At 70.0% G+C, this 16,120-nt stretch carries 10 protein-coding genes, 2 tRNA genes and 5 pseudogenes; 9 read left to right on the forward strand and 8 right to left on the reverse strand.

Annotated elements, in window-relative coordinates; genetic code table 11:
• Nucleotides 1–211: 211 nt before the first annotated feature.
• Nucleotides 212–1,090 carry an amidohydrolase family protein gene (locus ABZV31_RS25725; protein WP_355898153.1) on the reverse strand — a complete coding sequence of 293 codons (879 nt, stop codon included), beginning with the start codon at nt 1,088–1,090 and terminating at the stop codon, nt 212–214.
• 235 nt (nt 1,091–1,325) lie between these two features.
• Nucleotides 1,326–2,198 (reverse strand): DUF2797 domain-containing protein, encoded by an 873-nt coding sequence (locus ABZV31_RS25730; protein ID WP_355898156.1) that lies wholly within the window; start codon nt 2,196–2,198, stop codon nt 1,326–1,328.
• Nucleotides 2,199–2,891: 693 nt separating this feature from the next.
• Between ABZV31_RS25730 and ABZV31_RS25735 the strand changes: the two genes are divergently transcribed.
• Complete coding sequence (locus ABZV31_RS25735; protein WP_355898159.1) at nt 2,892–3,617, forward strand: PT domain-containing protein; 726 nt, start codon at nt 2,892–2,894, stop codon at nt 3,615–3,617.
• A 213-nt stretch (nt 3,618–3,830) separates the two neighbouring features.
• Here the strand turns inward: ABZV31_RS25735 and ABZV31_RS25740 are convergent, their stop codons facing one another.
• Nucleotides 3,831–3,956: a hypothetical protein gene (locus ABZV31_RS25740; RefSeq protein WP_355898162.1), complete on the reverse strand. Its 126-nt coding sequence runs from the start codon at nt 3,954–3,956 to the stop codon at nt 3,831–3,833.
• Nucleotides 3,957–4,330: 374 nt separating this feature from the next.
• Here ABZV31_RS25740 and ABZV31_RS25745 point away from each other — a divergent pair, with 374 nt between their 5' ends.
• A complete protein-coding gene (locus tag ABZV31_RS25745) occupies nt 4,331–4,861 on the forward strand; it encodes a GNAT family protein (RefSeq protein ID WP_355898164.1) in 531 nt (176 codons plus the stop codon).
• Between the two features lie 688 nt (nt 4,862–5,549).
• On the opposite strand, the gene ABZV31_RS25750 is transcribed toward ABZV31_RS25745, so the two are convergent.
• A complete protein-coding gene (locus ABZV31_RS25750) occupies nt 5,550–6,113 on the reverse strand; it encodes a YceI family protein (protein ID WP_355898167.1) in 564 nt (187 codons plus the stop codon).
• 60 nt (nt 6,114–6,173) lie between these two features.
• Here ABZV31_RS25750 and ABZV31_RS25755 point away from each other — a divergent pair.
• Nucleotides 6,174–7,015: pseudogene (locus ABZV31_RS25755) on the forward strand (IS5 family transposase).
• Between the two features lie 7 nt (nt 7,016–7,022).
• Here ABZV31_RS25755 and ABZV31_RS25760 read toward each other — a convergent pair.
• Complete coding sequence (locus ABZV31_RS25760) at nt 7,023–7,505, reverse strand: hypothetical protein (protein WP_355898170.1); 483 nt, start codon at nt 7,503–7,505, stop codon at nt 7,023–7,025.
• A 407-nt stretch (nt 7,506–7,912) separates the two neighbouring features.
• Between ABZV31_RS25760 and ABZV31_RS25765 the strand changes: the two genes are divergently transcribed.
• Complete coding sequence (locus ABZV31_RS25765; RefSeq protein ID WP_355898173.1) at nt 7,913–8,209, forward strand: GYD domain-containing protein; 297 nt, start codon at nt 7,913–7,915, stop codon at nt 8,207–8,209.
• Nucleotides 8,210–8,246: 37 nt separating this feature from the next.
• Here the strand turns inward: ABZV31_RS25765 and ABZV31_RS25770 are convergent.
• Nucleotides 8,247–8,994 (reverse strand): annotated as a pseudogene (locus tag ABZV31_RS25770) (IS481 family transposase); the annotation flags it as partial.
• 92 nt (nt 8,995–9,086) lie between these two features.
• On the opposite strand from ABZV31_RS25770, the pseudogene ABZV31_RS25775 reads away from it, so the two are divergent.
• The 3 pseudogenes from ABZV31_RS25775 to ABZV31_RS25785 form a co-directional block, all read left to right on the forward strand.
• Nucleotides 9,087–10,158, forward strand: a pseudogene (locus tag ABZV31_RS25775) (replication initiator); the annotation flags it as partial.
• Between the two features lie 13 nt (nt 10,159–10,171).
• A pseudogene (locus tag ABZV31_RS25780) lies at nt 10,172–10,357 on the forward strand (helix-turn-helix domain-containing protein); the annotation flags it as partial.
• Nucleotides 10,345–11,590: pseudogene (locus ABZV31_RS25785) on the forward strand (site-specific integrase). The pseudogenes ABZV31_RS25780 and ABZV31_RS25785, both read left to right, overlap by 13 nt.
• 82 nt (nt 11,591–11,672) lie before the next feature.
• On the opposite strand, the gene ABZV31_RS25790 reads toward ABZV31_RS25785, so the two are convergent.
• Together ABZV31_RS25790 and ABZV31_RS25795 are read right to left on the reverse strand one after the other, a co-directional pair.
• Nucleotides 11,673–11,745: transfer RNA gene (locus tag ABZV31_RS25790), tRNA-Arg, on the reverse strand.
• 276 nt (nt 11,746–12,021) lie between these two features.
• A tRNA-Ser gene (locus ABZV31_RS25795) sits at nt 12,022–12,112 on the reverse strand.
• Nucleotides 12,113–12,382: 270 nt separating this feature from the next.
• Between ABZV31_RS25795 and ABZV31_RS25800 the strand changes: the two genes are divergently transcribed.
• Together ABZV31_RS25800 and ABZV31_RS25805 are read left to right on the forward strand one after the other, a co-directional pair.
• A complete protein-coding gene (locus ABZV31_RS25800; RefSeq protein WP_355898175.1) occupies nt 12,383–12,838 on the forward strand; it encodes an SSI family serine proteinase inhibitor in 456 nt (151 codons plus the stop codon).
• A 361-nt stretch (nt 12,839–13,199) separates the two neighbouring features.
• The coding region (locus tag ABZV31_RS25805) for a PAS domain-containing protein (protein WP_355898178.1) at nt 13,200–16,120 on the forward strand (2,921 nt) is incomplete at its 3' end.

The following is a 16,120-nucleotide window of genomic DNA, read 5'->3' on the forward strand; positions in this document are numbered from 1 at the left end:
CCGCCAACGGCCCAGCAAGGCGCCGCAGGCCGACCCGGCGCCACGGCCCAGCGGGGCGCCGCGTACGGAGCCTCGCGAGGCGGACCGCCGGGGCAGGCTGGCCGCCGTCGGCCAGGCACCACGTTCCGAGCCCTGCGAGGCCGACCACCGAAACAGCCTGGCCACCGCACGCCAGGCGCCACGCACCGAGCCCCGCGAGGCGGAGCGTTCCTCACGGTCCGCCGAACAGCCGCGCCCCGTTGTCGTGGCACACCGCCCGGAGCCAGTCGTCGCCGAGGCCGAGGCGCTCCAGGGCGTGCAGTTGGTGGACGTAGGGATACGGGATGTTGGGGAAGTCCGAGCCGAGCAGGATCCGGTCGCCGAGGCCGGCCAGCCGGGGCAGGGCGCGCCGCGGGAACGGGGCGAGCCGTTCGCCGAAGTCGGTGAACGCCATCGTCGTGTCCAGCCGCACCTCCGCGTACCGCTCGGCCAGGTCGAGGAAGTCCTCGTACTCCGGCATCCCGAGGTGCGCGACCACCAGCCGCAGGCGGGGGTGCCGGGCGAGCACCCGCTCGATCGGCTCGGGCCCGGTGTGCTTGCCGGGCGACGGCCCGGAACCGCAGTGGATCACGACCGGGATCCCGGCCTCGGCGAGCAGACCCCAGGCCGGGTCGAGGAGTTCGTCGGCCGGGTCGTACGCCCCCACCTGGACGTGTGCCTTGAACACACGCGTCCCCGCCTCGACCGCTTCCCGGACGTAGGTTTCAACGCCCGTCTCGGGGAAGAGGGTTGAGGTGTGCAGGCAGTCGGGTGTGCGGCGGGCGAAGTCGACCGCCCAGCCGTTCAGCCACTGGGCCATGCCCGGCTTGTGCGGGTAGAGCATCGCCGTGAAGGCACGCATGCCGAATTCCCGCAGCCGCGCGACCCGCTGTTCCTCCTCCTCTCGATACGTGATGGGCCATTCGATGCCGCCGGTGAGCGGACCGAGCCCGTCGAAGTAGTCCCAGACCTTGCGCAGCACCCGCTCGGGCATGAAGTGGGTGTGGACGTCGACGAGCCCGGGAAGCCCGAGCCGCCGCCAGAACGCACGGACCTCGGCTGCCTCAGTCATGGGCGACCCGCTCATGACTGGCCCGTCCATGGGCAGCCCGTTCGAACAGGTCCCGGAAGTGGGCGAGGTGATCCCTGGGCGCCGTGGACACGACAGGCGCATTGTGTTGATCGCTCATGTCGCCCACGATCGGTCCCTGCGGCCCACCGCGTCCAGCCTCCCTACCGAAAGGGATCCCGCAGGGATCCCACTCCTCACCGTCCCCTCCGCTCGCCCTCCAGCACGCACGGCTGCCTCAGAACAGCCCGTCCTGCACGCTCGCCGACCCCTTGAACTCACGCACCGGCACGGTGAGTCCGCCGCTCCCGGCCGGCCTGAGCTCCCACCCGGTCATCAACCGCGTGTCCAGCACGACGACCCCACCCTCGGTCGCCAGGTGCAGATCCGGCCCGGCGGCCGCGACCAGCTCACCGCTCACCACGCTCCCGGCGACGAGCTCGCTCACCTCCCCGACGGCAGCGGGCAGACCGCCCAGCCCGAACACCCCGGCGTGATCGACCGGCCGGAACGGCTCGCGCTCCAGCGACTCCGGCCAGCCGCCGAGCGCGACGGCCCGGCCATGCAGTTCCCCGATCTCGGCCGCCCGCTCCGCCGCTGTCACCGGCAGCGCGGACCGTACGGCCCGCTTCTCGGCGTACGGAATCCGGTCCGGGACCCGGAGCGCGGCGCGCAGCAGCTCCTCGGTGCGGCGCGCGGCCATCAGTGGCCCGGCGCCGAGCCAGCTGAAGCAGATGGCGCCCTGTTCGAGCAGCCGCGCCGAGCCCCGTTCGAACGCGGTGATCCCGACCTTGACCATGCCGGGCCCGAACCACGCCAGATATACGTGGTAGGGCCGCGGATCGTCCGCGATCGTGTCGGTGGCCACGGAGTGCGCCCGGTCCAGCCGCGCGCACTCCTCGCACCGCGCCCCCGTACTCCGCCCGGACACGACCGCGCGTGCCGGACACGCATGCCCCCGTGCTCCCACGCATGTCCGCACTCCCCCTTCCGCGACCTCGAAGGCCACCCGTTTCCCCCACGGCAGGGCACTCGAACGCCCGCCCTTCCACGCCAGCACGGGACCGTCCACCGACCACCGCAGCCCCGCGCACTCCCACGCCTGTGCCATTGCCTCCAATGTAGAGGCGACCACTGACAACGGCCGGTCCGCCGAGATGCCTCCCAGGCAGTCCCCGGAGGAGAGGGCGATTTTCGGTCGGGCCCTGACCGATATGCCACACGACATCCCTGCTGTCTTCACAGGGATCACACGGGTAACTCTTACTGTGTGCACGGGAGTTGCACATCCGGAAAGGCGGGCGCACCGGATGGGCGCTTTCGGGCCACCCGCGGCAGCCCAGGAAATGACACTTGTTCCACCCTGCTGCCCTGTGCCTATGGTGGCTGCCGCGCACGGCGGATCTTGACCACTCCGCCTCCGCGCATGGCGACCGGCGACCGGCGAACACCGTCGCCACGGGGAGGGGACACTTCGTCGTGCCGAAAAACCGGCCGTTCGCGCGCACCGAACCGTTCCTGTGCGCCTGCCCCGCCGTACCCCTCGCTTCTGACATCGGGCGCGAGACGTCCTGCGTCGCCCCTGTCGGCGCAGAACCGTGGTGCGCGATCGCGTGATGCGCGATGCGTGATGCGTATGCGTGATGCGTGATGCGTGATGCGTGATGCGCGATGCGGCGGAAGCCGCCACCTTGGCGTCCTTCTTGACCGGGAGGGCGTCCGCCGCCGTCAGGGCCATGTCCGAATGTGTACGACCCTGACGGAACCCGTCTGCACAACCCAACACCACTGTGGAGCACCATCCGTGATACGCAGACCGCTGACCTCCGTCCTCCTGGCCGCCGCTTCGACCGGCGCCCTCCTGCTCACCACCGGACCGGTGGCGCATGCGGAGGGGCCCACCCCGGAGCCGTCGACCACGGCCACAGAGACCCCCACGCAGGAGCCGTCGGCAGAGCCGTCGGCAGAGCCTTCGGCCGACGCACCGGCGGATCCGGTGATCGCCGAATACAACGGGCGGAAGATCAACCTCGCCGAGTCGTGGGAAGGTGCCGACAGCTGCACCGAACTCCCCAACGGGGAAGTCCACTGCTACGACAATGACGCGGAAGCGCTGGCCGACCCCGACCTGCCCGCCAAGGTCCGCCAGGAGACCCGCAAGGCCGCCACGCTGCGGGCATCCGCAACCGCAACCGCATCCGCGCCGCCCTACAAGTGCTACGCCGACTACTGGTGCCTGTACGCGGACGCCAACTACAAGGGCAAGATCATCCGCCTGTCCAGCAGCGGCAAGCACGACCTGAACGAGTGGGGCTTCCGCGACAAGCTGAGCTCCCTCTACTACTGGGTCGGCAGCTGGTCGCTCAACTACGGCACCGCCACGATCTGGGATTACCGGTCGGGGGTGCTCCACGACCGGCAGCGCGACCTCATTCCGCCCCACGGCTGGTCCAACTGCAAGAACATGGACTACCCCGGCGGCGGCAACTGGAACGACAAGGTCGACAACTTCGAGGTCAAGCGCGCCTGACCCGGCAGAGCCACCGCGTCAGGGGGGTGGGTGGGACCGCGGTGCAGGCCGTCGCCCCACCCCCTCATCACCTTCCGGTGGCGTCCCGCCGGCTGTCATGGCTACCGGTCGCGTGCGACCCTGCTGCGCGCACGAATGGCGCGACGTCATGATCGAACGGCGCAGCCCCGCCATCACGTGCCCCCTGACGCGTCACTGCGGGCGCCCAGGGTGTCAGAGCTGATCTCGCCACCATGGCACGTCCGGGCCGTCGGCCGGGATGACCTTGGCCCTCACCAGAATCTTGTTGTCGAGGGCCCACACGAGGGCGCGCAGCTCACGCGCGCTCTTCTTGGGCAACGCATGGAGCATGGCTTCGAGGTGCGTGCGGAAGTAGTCGGCGCGGCATCCGCACTCGGGGATGCCGCAGTCAGGACTTGGGAGTGGATCTGCGAATCGTCTGAGGGGGCCGTGCGCAAGGGCCTTCCAGAGCCAGAACGCTTCCTCCGTGGCCTCGGGCCAGAAGCGCGTTCGTTCGAGCTGGCGGAGGTCGGCTGTGCAGGATCCCGAAAGACGATCGATGGGTGGGTACCGACCTGGGGCTGTCCCCGGATTCACCTGCGGGAACAGTCCTGGTGCTCCCAGACCGGTGTGCCGGGAGCCGGGCTGCTGACGGACGGCAGCGGTCGGACAATCCGGTTGATCGCCTCGTCGCCTTGCGGTACCCATGCCGGATGATGCGTGGCGAAAAGATCGGGCTGCGGGCCCGGCACGAGGCGGACGTTCCCATACTCCATGCGGAGCTCTACAACGACGTGGCGACCCGGTCGCGCACCGACTCCCGACCTTGGCAGCCGATGCCGCAGAAGTCGGCCCACTCCCCCTTCGCGGTGGCCGAGCTGTCGGACAAAGCAGCACCCTTCTCGGTGGTGGAACTCGATTCGCAGGCACTGGCCGGTGCAGCCGTGCTGTGGGGCATCGACACGCACAACAGGACGGCACACCTGAGGGTCTCCCTGCTTCCCGCCTTCCGCGGTCGTGGGCTCGGCTCGGACGTCGTACGCGTGCTGTGCGAGTACGGGTTTGCGGTACGCGGAATGCAGCGACTCCAGGTGGACACCCTGGCGGACAACGCCTCGATGATCGCGGCGGCCAAGCATGCGGGGTTCACGATCGAGGGCACGCTGCGACGCTCGGCCTGGGTGTACGGGGCATTCGCCGACCTGGTCGTCCTCGGCCTCCTCGCTCATGAATGGACTTCCTGAGGACGAGGGTTGGGGGCGCGCCGGAATCACGCTCGCGGGCTTCGGCTGCCACCCCCTGCGGGTGGTCGGCAACGGACTCGCCGTACCTCCCGACGAAGCGCCGTACAACCGGGTGATCGTCACCTGCAGTGTGCGGACCGTCCCGGCGGGCCGGCACCGGACGCCTGCGCCTGCAGCACGTGCTCGCAGAGGTGTCGGCCACGACGGCCGGCGCCTCTTCTGGGAGTGACCTACTGTCGCCAGTCCGCCGGTTGCTGCGCTCCGGTGCTGTACCGGCGACACGAGAGGCCCCGGCAAGATCTCCCGGGGCCTCTCGCCTGTGCGCACTCGGCAGGATTCGAACCTGCACCTTCTGATCCGTAGCTCTATAGGGATCGGCCGCTGACGGTCATACAGGTCGCGCTTCGACCCTACGAAGACGCTACTGGGCGGTGTCGGTTGCTGTGGTTGCTGTACTTCACTGCTGTACGGACTGAGCGCCCCCAGCAGCCATGCTGGGGACACGCCCATGTGTGCCCGGATTCAGATGGCGTCGATCTGCCAGGCGATCACGCCGGTTGATCCCTTGGCGCTGTCGACATCGATGCGTACCGGCTTGTGCACGGTGATCCGCTGCTGGACCACTGACTGATCGCACGGCACCCGTCGCCGTCCGCCCTCGTTGCCGTCAGGACTGCCGTCGCTGCCGTCAACCTGTTGAACCGACCGCACGAAGGCCGGTAGTGAACTCGACGTCGACGGCGTCGCGGAGTCTGAGGGCGCCGAAGAAGCCCGAATATGGCTTAATGCCCCATCGGGACTGCACCACGCTCGCAGTACCCGCGACGGTGACGTCGTCTCGCTGTCGCACCTCCAAGCGGAGCGGACGGGTCTGCCCAACCAAAGCCAGGTCTCCCTCAATGGTTGCCCTGCCGTCGTGGACTTCTACGCCCGTCGAGGTGAAGGTCGCATATCGGTGGCGATCGGTCTGCAGCAGCTTGTCCATGGTTTGCTGGATCTGTCGCTTGTCGCCGTCGCTGAGCGGCTTGACCCCGCCGGTGCCTTCCAGGACTTTCAGCGCGCGCAGGTCTACGCGTACCGACACCGTCGGCTGGGTCGCGGGGTCTGCGGGCACCGTGACGTGGCCTTCCCACTCGGTGGCCTCGATGAGCAGGTCATGTCCGACCCTTGCGGCCACGCCTTGGCGAGCGGTACGCACCAGCAACCGACCGACCTGCTGGCCGATCTCGTACTCGCCTGCTGCTACGGCCATGGTTTCAGCCTACGCTCTGCCATCGGCTACAACATCGACGGCAACCGGCTGAAACAAGGGCTGACCACCGCCTCAGGAGTTCGATCTCACTCCGCGTAGCCTGCCGGGACCTTGGACGGGGGCGACCTGTTGTGGCGGCTGCGGACCGGTGCGCCTTGGCGGGATGTGCCGGAACGCTACGGCCCGTGGCAGACCGTTTACGAACGGTTCGCCCGCTGGGAGGCCGACGGAACCTGGGCGAAGCTGCTGGAACACGTCCAAGTCCGTGACGACGCCGTGGGCGCCGTTCAGTGGACGGTGTCGGTGGACTCCACCATCAATCGCGCCCACCAGCACGCGGCCGGAGCTCGTAAAAGGGGGCACCGGCGGGGGATGAACTGGAAAATCCGCAACGCCCGACGGCTGGCCAGGCGCTCGGTCGGTCGCGGGGCGGCCTGACCACCAAGGTGCACGTGGCGGCTGACGGCCGCGGCCTGCCGTTGGCCGTCGTGGTCACACCGGGCAACGTCAACGACTCCACCGTGTTCGATGAGGTGCTCGACGCCGTCCGCGTGCCCCGTCTGGCCACCGGGCGGCCCCGGTGCAGGCCCGAGCAAGTCATCGCCGACAAGGCGTACTCGTCACGGGCGATCCGGCTCGGTCTGCGACGCTGCGGCATCCGCGCGGTCATCCCCGAGCGGGCCGACCAGATCGCCGGCAGGAAACGCCGCGGAAGGGCCGGCGGACGGCCACCGGCCCTCAACGTCGAGCAGTACAAGACCCGCAACGTCATCGAACGCTGTTTCAGCCGCCTCAAGCAGTTCCGGGCCATCGCCACCCGATTCGACAAACTGGCCGCCCGCTACCTCGCCGGACTCCACCTCGCCTCACTCATCCTCTGGCTCCGCGAGCCCGCATCGTGAATGCGTCTCAGCGGCCACGTTGCTGGACAGCAAGCGCAGTTGATGGGGTCCCCAGCGCGTCCAGCCGGCGCAAGAGCTCTGTCTCCTGTTCCTGTGTGACGGCAATCCACAGGGAGGTTCCCGAGTCACTGGCGCTGAAGACCAGCCGGTCCCCTCGCCAACCCTCGGCGTTGATCGTGTGAGGAGCCAAGTCCAACAGCACCTCGAACTGGGCGTCGTCGTGGACGTCGGTGTCGATCCCCATCCCGGGATCGGCGCGCCGGGAGCGAGTGCCCTCCGCCACCGCCTGCCTGGCCAGGGACAGCGCGCGTTCGTACGCGTGCAGCACCGCGGGGGGCAAGGCATCGTCGCTGTAGGCGTCGAGGTGGGCTGCGTCGATGCCAGAGCGCAGCACGCGAAGTACCTCGCGATGAAGAAGCACGAGGTCTGAGGGGCTCAGTCCGTCCCCGAGTACGAGTTCACGGCCCGAGCCGCCGTCTTGGTTGATCACACACATGACCTTCCCACACGCAGTGGACCCGACGTCCTTGGAGGGAAGCTGACCGCAACATGTTCTTTGTCAGACACGGCCCACTAGGGGCGGGAGCTCCACTGACCTGCGGCGGAGCGGCGTCGGCGCCTGGCGGGCGGTCGACTGGTTCCCCAGTGTTCCCAGTGGTTCCTCGCACGATCTGGCACGGGTCTGGCACGGGTCTGGCACGGACCTCTTCATGGGGAATCCTCGATTGACTGCCTGGCGCCTTCGCAGGTCCCAAAGCGCATCTCGCTGGTTCCAACCACTGTGATCAACCACTAGCGATCGCTCCTATTACACATTCGGGTGCGCACCTTGTGCATGTTTCAGCCACTGTGCCCAGGATTAGCCTTGCCATGTGTTCCCTCATGAAGGTGAAGGCCATGCCGACGTATGTCACGTTGCTGAACTGGACGGATCAAGGGATCCGAAACTACAAGGACACCGCGAAGCGTGCCGAGGCCTTCGGCTCAGCGGTACAGAAGCTCGGGGCGAAGCTCCTGAACATCTACTGGACCGTCGGTTCGTACGACCTCGTGGCCGTTGTTGACGCACCCGACGACGAAACCGCCACCGCAGCGCTCCTGCAGCTCGGCGGGGTGGGCAACGTCCGTACCACGACCCTGCGGGCCTTTAGCCGAGAGGAGATGGACCGCATCATCGCCAAGGCCGCTGGCTGAGGACATGTCAGGCCTTGATGCCAAAGGCCCCGGACCTTGATGTCTGCGGCCGGTAGGGCCGGGCTCGCTTGTGGGTGATACCGGCCGCCGCCAGGGCATCACGCCAGTCGCGTGAGCGGTAGCAGGAGCCGTTGTCGGTCAGGACCCGCTCGACGGTGATCCCGCAGGAGGTGAAGAACGCGTGGGCGCGCTTCCAGAAGGCGGTGGCGGTCTCCGTCTTCTCGTCGGTGAGGATTTCGCTGTAGGCCAGGCGGGAGTGGTCGTCGACGGCGGTGTGCAGGTAGCTGTAGCCGGCTCTGCGCCGTTTCTTGCGGCCTGCTTGCCGGCCGAGGACCTTGTGGCCGCCGCCGTCGGGGATGTTGCCGAGCTTCTTGATGTCGACGTGGACCAGTTCACCGGGCCGGTCGCGTTCGTAGCGGCATATGGGTCGGCCGGTGGCCCGGTCCAGGTCGGTGAGGCGGGCCAGGCCGTAGCGGGTCAGCACCCGGACGGTGGACGGGACCAGCCGCAGCAGGCCCGCGATCCGCGCCGGTCCCCACCGGCGCAGGATGCGGACCTTGATGATCCGCCGTTCAGTACGAGTGGGGGTGCGGCGGGGGCTGGAACGGGGGCGGCCGAGAGGTCGGCCATACCCGCCTCGCCGAGGTGGCGGTAGCGGTCGGCCCACCGCTGGGCGAGACCTGGAAGCGTTCGGCGGTCCGGCGCAGGGTCCAGCCGTCCTCGATCACGCAGCGGGCCAGTCGCAGGCGGCGGGACTCGGTCAGGGGTGCTTTACGGTGGGGCACGAGGGCCTTTCTGTTGTCCGGCGTAGATGTCGCAATCCACACCGAGCCTGAAGGCCCTCACCCATTTCAAGATCCCTCAGAGAGACCGTGCGGCCTGCGCCGAGACCTACCGCCGCGACACCTACCACCTGATCACCGCCGGACTCCGCGGCGGCAAGGGCACCCCCGAACAGGTCGCCACGCACCCGCGCGTCTTCGCCACCTTCACCGCCCAGCTTCGGCCCCGTCCATAACCGGCCCTCCAGCGGCCGCGCCTGCCGCTGCGGCATCCACCACGACGACCCGGACCCCGTCCTGGGGACACCCCTCGACCCGGACACCTACGACTACGCAGCAGCCGTGCTCTGGAACGCGCACGCCGGGGCCCTGTGGCGGCGCTTCTCGATCTACCTCCGAAGGGAGATCGCCAAGCGCGCCGGACTCACTCAACGCGCCTTCGGTGACCACGCGCGCATCTCCTTCGCGAAGGTGGCCGAGTACCAGAAGCGCGGCGCGGTCCACTTCCCGCCGTCGTCCGCCTCGACGGTCCCGAGGGCGGCGACACCGCGCCCCCGGCCTGGGCGACGGCCGAGCTGCTGACCGATGCCATCCGCTCCGCAGCCACCGCGGCGCGCGTTGACGGACCGGAGGTCGACGGCCGGCCGCGCTCCTTCGTCTTCGGCCGTCAGCTCGACGTCCGTCCGATCCGCTCGGCCGACTTTGATGACGGCCAGGAGCTGACCGAGCGGGCCGTGGCGTCGTACATCGCCAAGTACGCCACCAAGGGCGCCGAGACGGCGACCGGCACCCTCGACCGGCCGCTGCGATTCCTCGCCGAGCTGGCACAAGCCCGGATCACCGAACACGCCCGGCGCATGATCCGAACCGCCTGGGCCCTGGGCGCACGCCCCGAGCTGGCGGAGCTTCGCCTGCGGGCCTGAGCCCACATGCTCGGATTCCGCGGCCACTTCTCCACCAAATCCCACCGCTACTCCACCACCCTCGGCGCCCTCCGCGACGCACGCGCCGACTGCCCACGCTGCCCTGGCCGTGCCTCAGGACGGCGAAACCACGCTCGTCCTCGCCCACTGGGTGTTCACCGGTACCGGCCTCAGCACTGCTGAGGCCTGGCTCGCAGCCTCCCTCGAACCCGCCCCCGGAACAGAAGGAGAACCCACCCGATGACCTCGGTGACGAACGGAAGTGGCACACGACGGCCGAGGTCGCCCAGATGCTCGGCTTCAGCCTCACCAAGACGAAGGCGCTGGTCCTCGCGGGCGAGATCCGCTCCGTGAAGGTCGGCCGCAACCGGCGCATTCTTCCGGCCTGGGGGGACGAGTACGTCAACCGCTGCGCCGCTGACGCTGCGAGGTGGTCGGCGTGAGCGGGAAGCGAGGCAACGGCGAAGGGTCCATCTAGCCGTACAAGAACGGCTTCGCAGCGTACGTCTGGGTCACCACCCCGGAAGGTGATCGCAAGCGGAAGTACGTCTATGGGAAGACCCGCGAGGAGGTTCACGAGAAGTGGATCAAGCTGCACGGTGAAGCCAACAAGGGTCCGGTGCGGACTAGGCACCGCACGGTGGAGGCCTTCCTGTCGTACTGGCTTCAGTCCATCGTGAAGCCGAATCTCGCGCCGCTCTCGTACGTGTCGTACGAGGGCTCGGTGCGCCTCTACATCGTTCCCCACCTGGGCGCGAAGCGGCTGGACAGGCTGGCCGTGCGGGACGTGCGCGAGTGGCTAACCAAGCTGGCCGGTGTCTGCCAGTGCTGTGCCCAGGGGAAGGACGCCAAGCGGTCCCCGGAGCGGCGGCGGTGCTGTGCCGTCGGGGAGTGCTGCGAGGCGTACCCGTCCCGGCGAATGATCCAGGCTGCCCGCGATGCCTTGCGGGCCGCGCTGACCCACGCCGTGGCCGAGGAGGAGATCAGCAAGAACGTGGCCTCGCTCGTCACGGTACCGAAGCCGCGTCGCCGCCGGATCAAGCCCTGGTCCGTCGCCGAAGCGGGACAGTTCCTCTCCGACTCCCTGACCCGAGAAGATCCGCTGTTCGCACCCTGGGTCCTGGTGCTCTGCCTGGGGCTGCGCCGGGGTGAGGTCCTGGGCCTCAACCTGGCAGTCGATCGACTTCGAGACGGGTGAGCTGTATGTGGATGACCAGATCCAGCGGGCGGGCCGCCAGATCCTCCACCGGGAGACCGAGACGGAGGAGTCGGAGGACTTCCTGCCGTTGCCCGAGCTGTGCCTCAAGGCACTCCGGATGCGGCGGGCTCAGCAGACCGGAGACCGGAAGGCGGCCGGTGATCTCTGGCAGGACACTCGCGGCCTCGTCTTCACGACCAAGTACGGGACGCCCATCGAGCCGGGGAACCTTACCCGCATGTTCGCCCTGCGGGCCCGCCGGGCCGGCCTCCGCGTGATCCCGCTACGCAACACCCGGCACACGTGCAGCTCGCTCCTGGTCGCCCTGAAGGTGCACCCGAAGGTGGCACAGCGCATCCTTCGGCACTCGCAGATCGCCATGGCGATGGAGGTCTACGCCGAGGCGAGCGAGGAGAAGGTGCGCGCGGCGGTCGGGAAGCTGTCCGCAGCGATGGGCGGGACAGGGACCGGCAGCTGACATCAGCCCGCTGCTGTACTTCGCTGCTGTACGCCCCCGAAACGCCAGAGGCCCCGGAGTGATCCGGGGCCTCTGGCCTGTGCGCACTCGGCAGGATTCGAACCTGCAACCTTCTGATCCGTAGTCAGATGCTCTATCCGTTAAGCTACGAGTGCTTGTTTTGTTTTTTCGTCTCCGCTTCCGGCCCTTCCGGCTCGCTCGCGGCGACAGGAAGAACATTACATGACTGCCGCCGTCATGTGAAATCCGTTCCCCGCACCTCTTGTGACCTGCGGAAATGCCGTGTGGGGCGGTTTTGGCGGCCCCGGTGGACAGGCCGGTGGGACGGTGCTGCGGCGGTCGGGACCTCGGCGGTGCGGGAGACGGTGCGGGAGACGGCGCCGGAACAGCGAAACCCCGGTCGGGTGAACCGGGGCTTCGGTGATCAAGCGCGGAGGCGGAGGGATTTGAACCCTCGATGGGCTTTAAGGCCCAAACCGCATTAGCAGTGCGGCGCCATAGACCGGACTAGGCGACGCCTCCAGCACAACCGCTCACGCGAGCGCGCGAGTGGTGCGTGCAGATGATGACACAGTCGAGGGCGGTGTCACCAATCGCCCCCCACGGTACTAGGCAGGCAGGCCGCAGGGCAAAGCCCTTGCCGGGGCGGCGGCCGTGGCGCAACGTCCCGGGGCGTGCCGCGTTAGTGCGGGCATGGTGCAGATCAGCTCTCCCTCCCCACGGCACTCCGGCTCGCCACGGCATTCCGGCTCGCCACGGCACTCCGGCTCGCCACGACATTCCGGCTCCGGCGTGCGCGGGCAGCTGCGGCGGTTCCTCCTCGGCGCGTCCGCCTCCGTCGTCGCCCTCACGTCGCTCTCCGCCGTGCCCGCCGCCGCCTCCGCCCTCGCGCCCCCGCCCGTCCGTGACGAGGACCGGGTCGGCGACCACCTCACCGTCACCGTGCGGCACGCGGGCGACGGCCGGGACGGGACGTACGAGGTGTACTGCCATCCCGACGGCGGCAGTCACCCGGACGTGCGAGGGGCCTGCGGGGTGCTCGACCGGAACACGCGCTGGGGGCGTGACACCTTCGCGCCCGTGCCGGACGGCAGCGTCTGCAGCATGCAGTACGGCGGGCCGACCACCGCCCACATCACCGGGACCTGGGCCGGGCGCCCGGTCGACGCGACGTACGACCGCAGCAACGGCTGTCAGATCGACCGCTGGAACCGGCTCGTGCCGCTCCTGCCCGACCTCGGTTCGTAGACATGCGCAGGCAGCGGGCAGCAAGCACGAGGTAGCGGACAGCAGGCAGCAGGCAGCAGGCAGCAGGCAGCAGACGCAGTCCACGGGCAGTCACGCAGGCATGCACGCAGGCACCCACGTACGTGGGTCCGTATGACATGAACACGACAGAAACGGGGAGTCCGTAGAGGTCCCGCGAAGGTCGTGCGAAATGAAAGCGCACGGTCACAGGTTCGACGTCACTTCGTCGTGCGCCCTCCCTCTCATCCGGCGTCGCGAGCGCAACCTCAACGCTTAGACTCCCTCGCGTGACACGCTGCGGGCCGGTTGGCAAGATGGCCCCCGCGGTCGGCAAGGTGCGGTAACAGGGAGGAAGCGTCTCGTGAGCAGCAGGCCATCCCGAGGCGCTGCTCGCCTCGCTGCCATACTCGACGCGCTGCCCGACGCGTTGGTGCTGGTCAACGCAAACGGGACCGTCGTCAACGCCAACACCATCGCCCTGGAGGCCTTCGAGACGCCGGGCACCGCTCTTGTCGGGCGGGGTCTGCTCGACCTGCTGCCGGAGTTCGACTCCAAGCTCATCCCCGGCTCCATGCGGCGACCCGACCACATCGACCCGCGCGGGCGGACCAAGCCGACGCGGATGATCGCGCGGCGGACCGACGGCACCGAGTTCCCGGTCGAGGTCACGAGCGCGAATCTGGAGAACAGCCAGCAGGCCTACGACGGCTACGGCTACACCGGCGACGAACTGCTGATGCTGGTCGTCCGCGACCTGTCCGGCACCGTCGACACCGAGGCCGAGCTGGCCCGTTCGCAGCGCCAGACCGAGATGATCCTGCGGGCCGCGGCGGAGGGTGTCGTCGGGACCGACACCGAGGGGCGGATCGTCCTCGTCAACCCGGCCGCCGCCCAGATACTGGGGTACCGGGCCGGCGAACTCGGCGGCCGTGAGCTGCACACCCTCGTGCTGCACTCGCGCGCCGACGGCTCGCCCTTCCCGTACGAGGAGTCGCCGCTCGCCGACACCCTGCGCTCCGGGCGCAAGCACCGGGTGCGCGGGCAGGTGCTGTGGTCCAAGGGCGGCGACAAGGTGCCGGTGGATTTGACGACCGCGCCGGTGCGCGACGGCGACCAGCTGGTCGGCGCCGTGATGACCTTCACCGACCGACGTCCCTACGACGCGCTCGCCGAGGAGAAGGCCGCCGCGGAGAAGCGGCACGAGGAGGAACTGGAGCGGCTCGCCGAGGAGCACGCCTCCGAGCTCACCGCCCTGCGCCAGCAGCACGCCACCGAGATCGAGGAGCTCACCGAGCGGCACGCCGAGGAAATCGCGGCCGGCGAGGAGCGGTACGCCGCGCTCGGCGAGCGGGAGAAGGACCGGTACGAGGCGCTGGCCGCGCGGCACGAGCAGCTGCTCACGCTCCTCGGCGGCTCCCTGCGCGGCCCCCTCGACGAGCTGCGCCGCGAGCTGTCCGCGCTCGCCGCCGACGACGCCGGACAGCTGTGGCCCGAGGCCAACCAGGTCCTCCACCACCTGTCGGCCGGCTACTCGCGCATCACCACCCTCATCGACAACGTCCTCGGCTACCAGCGCCTCGACGCCGGCAGCGAGGAGATCACCCGTACGAAGGTGATGCTCGACGCAGTCGTCGCCGCCGGTGTCGACGGGGCCGTGGAACTCGTCGGGCCGGGGCGGGTGCAGTTCGCCGTGCACGCGCCGCCCATCGAGGCCGAGGTCGACCCGCAGCGGCTCGCGACCGCGCTCGCGCATCTCGTCGCGGACGTGGCAGGCGTGGACGCGACCGGCAACGCGCCCGTGTCGGCGGGCGGTTACATGGACAACACCGTCGTGGTGGCGGCGGCGCAGCGCGGCGAGGTCGTACGGATCGAGGTGCGCGGGCCGTACGCCGGGGGAGACCCGGTGCACGAGCCGATCGTGCGCGGGATCGTCCGGGCGCACGGTGGTGTGCTGCAGACGCACGAGGTGCCGGGGATGAGCGGCAGCGCGTACGTCCTCGAGGTGCCGCTCGGGGGCGGGGCGGGGGCGGTTGCGGCCGACGCCCAGGTTCCGGCTGCTGCTGCGGATGCGGATGAGGGTGCCTCCGCGGAGGTCGCCCTGCCCGAGCAGACTTCGGCCCGCGGTGGGCGGCGGCGCGCCCGGCGGGCCTCCACGGACGCGTTCCTGGAGAGCGAGAGCGAGGGCGACGCCTCCGGCGTCCAGGCTGCTCCGACCGGGCGGCGCAGGAGGCGGGCGGCCGACGAGTCCGCGCAGGCACCGGCTCAGGGCGCCGAGGTTTCCGGCGCCGGTGGTACCGGGAGGCGGCGCGGGCGCCCCGCGGAGGACGCGAGCGTGGCCGAGGGAGCCGTCGTCACGGCGGCCGAGCATGCCGCGGGGACCGCGGCGTCGGGTACCGGCCTCGGCGGTACGGTGCCGCCGCAGGGCGTGCCCACGCCCACCGGACGGCGGGCCCGGCGTGACACCGGCGAACCCCAGGCGCTGCCGCCCGCACTGCCGGCGGCATCGGACGGGGCGGGAGAGACGCCGACCCCGCAGCCGACCGGGCGCCGTCGGCGTGCCCTGGCCGCGGCGAACGAGCGTGCCGCCGCGCAGGAGACGGCTCCCCGTACGGTCTTCGCGCTGCCGCCCGCCGATGCGGACCGGCCGTCCGACGGTGCGCAGGGGCAGCAGCAGGCCCAGGCCCCGGTTCAGATCCCGGCGCAGGGCACTGCCGTCGACACCGGGACCGACGAGGGGCGGCACGACGCCGTACCCCACGACCAGGCCGCCGACCACACCCCGCCGCAGCCGCATCCCACGACCGCGCCGACGGGCCGCCGTCGTCGGGCGGTGGCCCAGCCTGCGGAGGCCGCGGCGGCGGCCACGGCCCCCGCGCAGGGGGTTCCGGCCCAGGGGACCACCGGGCCGGGTGTACCCGCGCAGGCTCAGGCTGCCGTGCCCGGGCAGGGCGCGGCGGTTCCGCAGCAGGCCGGTCCGGTGGCGCCGGATCAGCAGGTGCAGCAGGTCGCGCAAGTGCAGCAGGTCCCGCAAGTGCAGCAGGTCCCACAGGTGCCGCAGGGCCGATCGGGCGCGGCCGTACCGGCGCAGGGCACCGCGGGGCAGGCGGGAATGGGTGTTCAGCCGGTTCCCCAGGCCGTTCAGCCGGCGGTTCCGCAGGCGGTTCCCGGACAGCCGGTGGTGGCACAGGCGGTTCCCGGACAGCCGGTGGTGGCACAGGCGGTTCCCGGACAGCCGGTGGTGGCACAGGCGGTTCCCGGACAGCCGGTGGTGGCACAGGCCGC

The sequence above is a fragment of the Streptomyces sp. NPDC005202 genome (assembly GCF_040608235.1).
GTDB lineage: Bacteria > Actinomycetota > Actinomycetes > Streptomycetales > Streptomycetaceae > Streptomyces.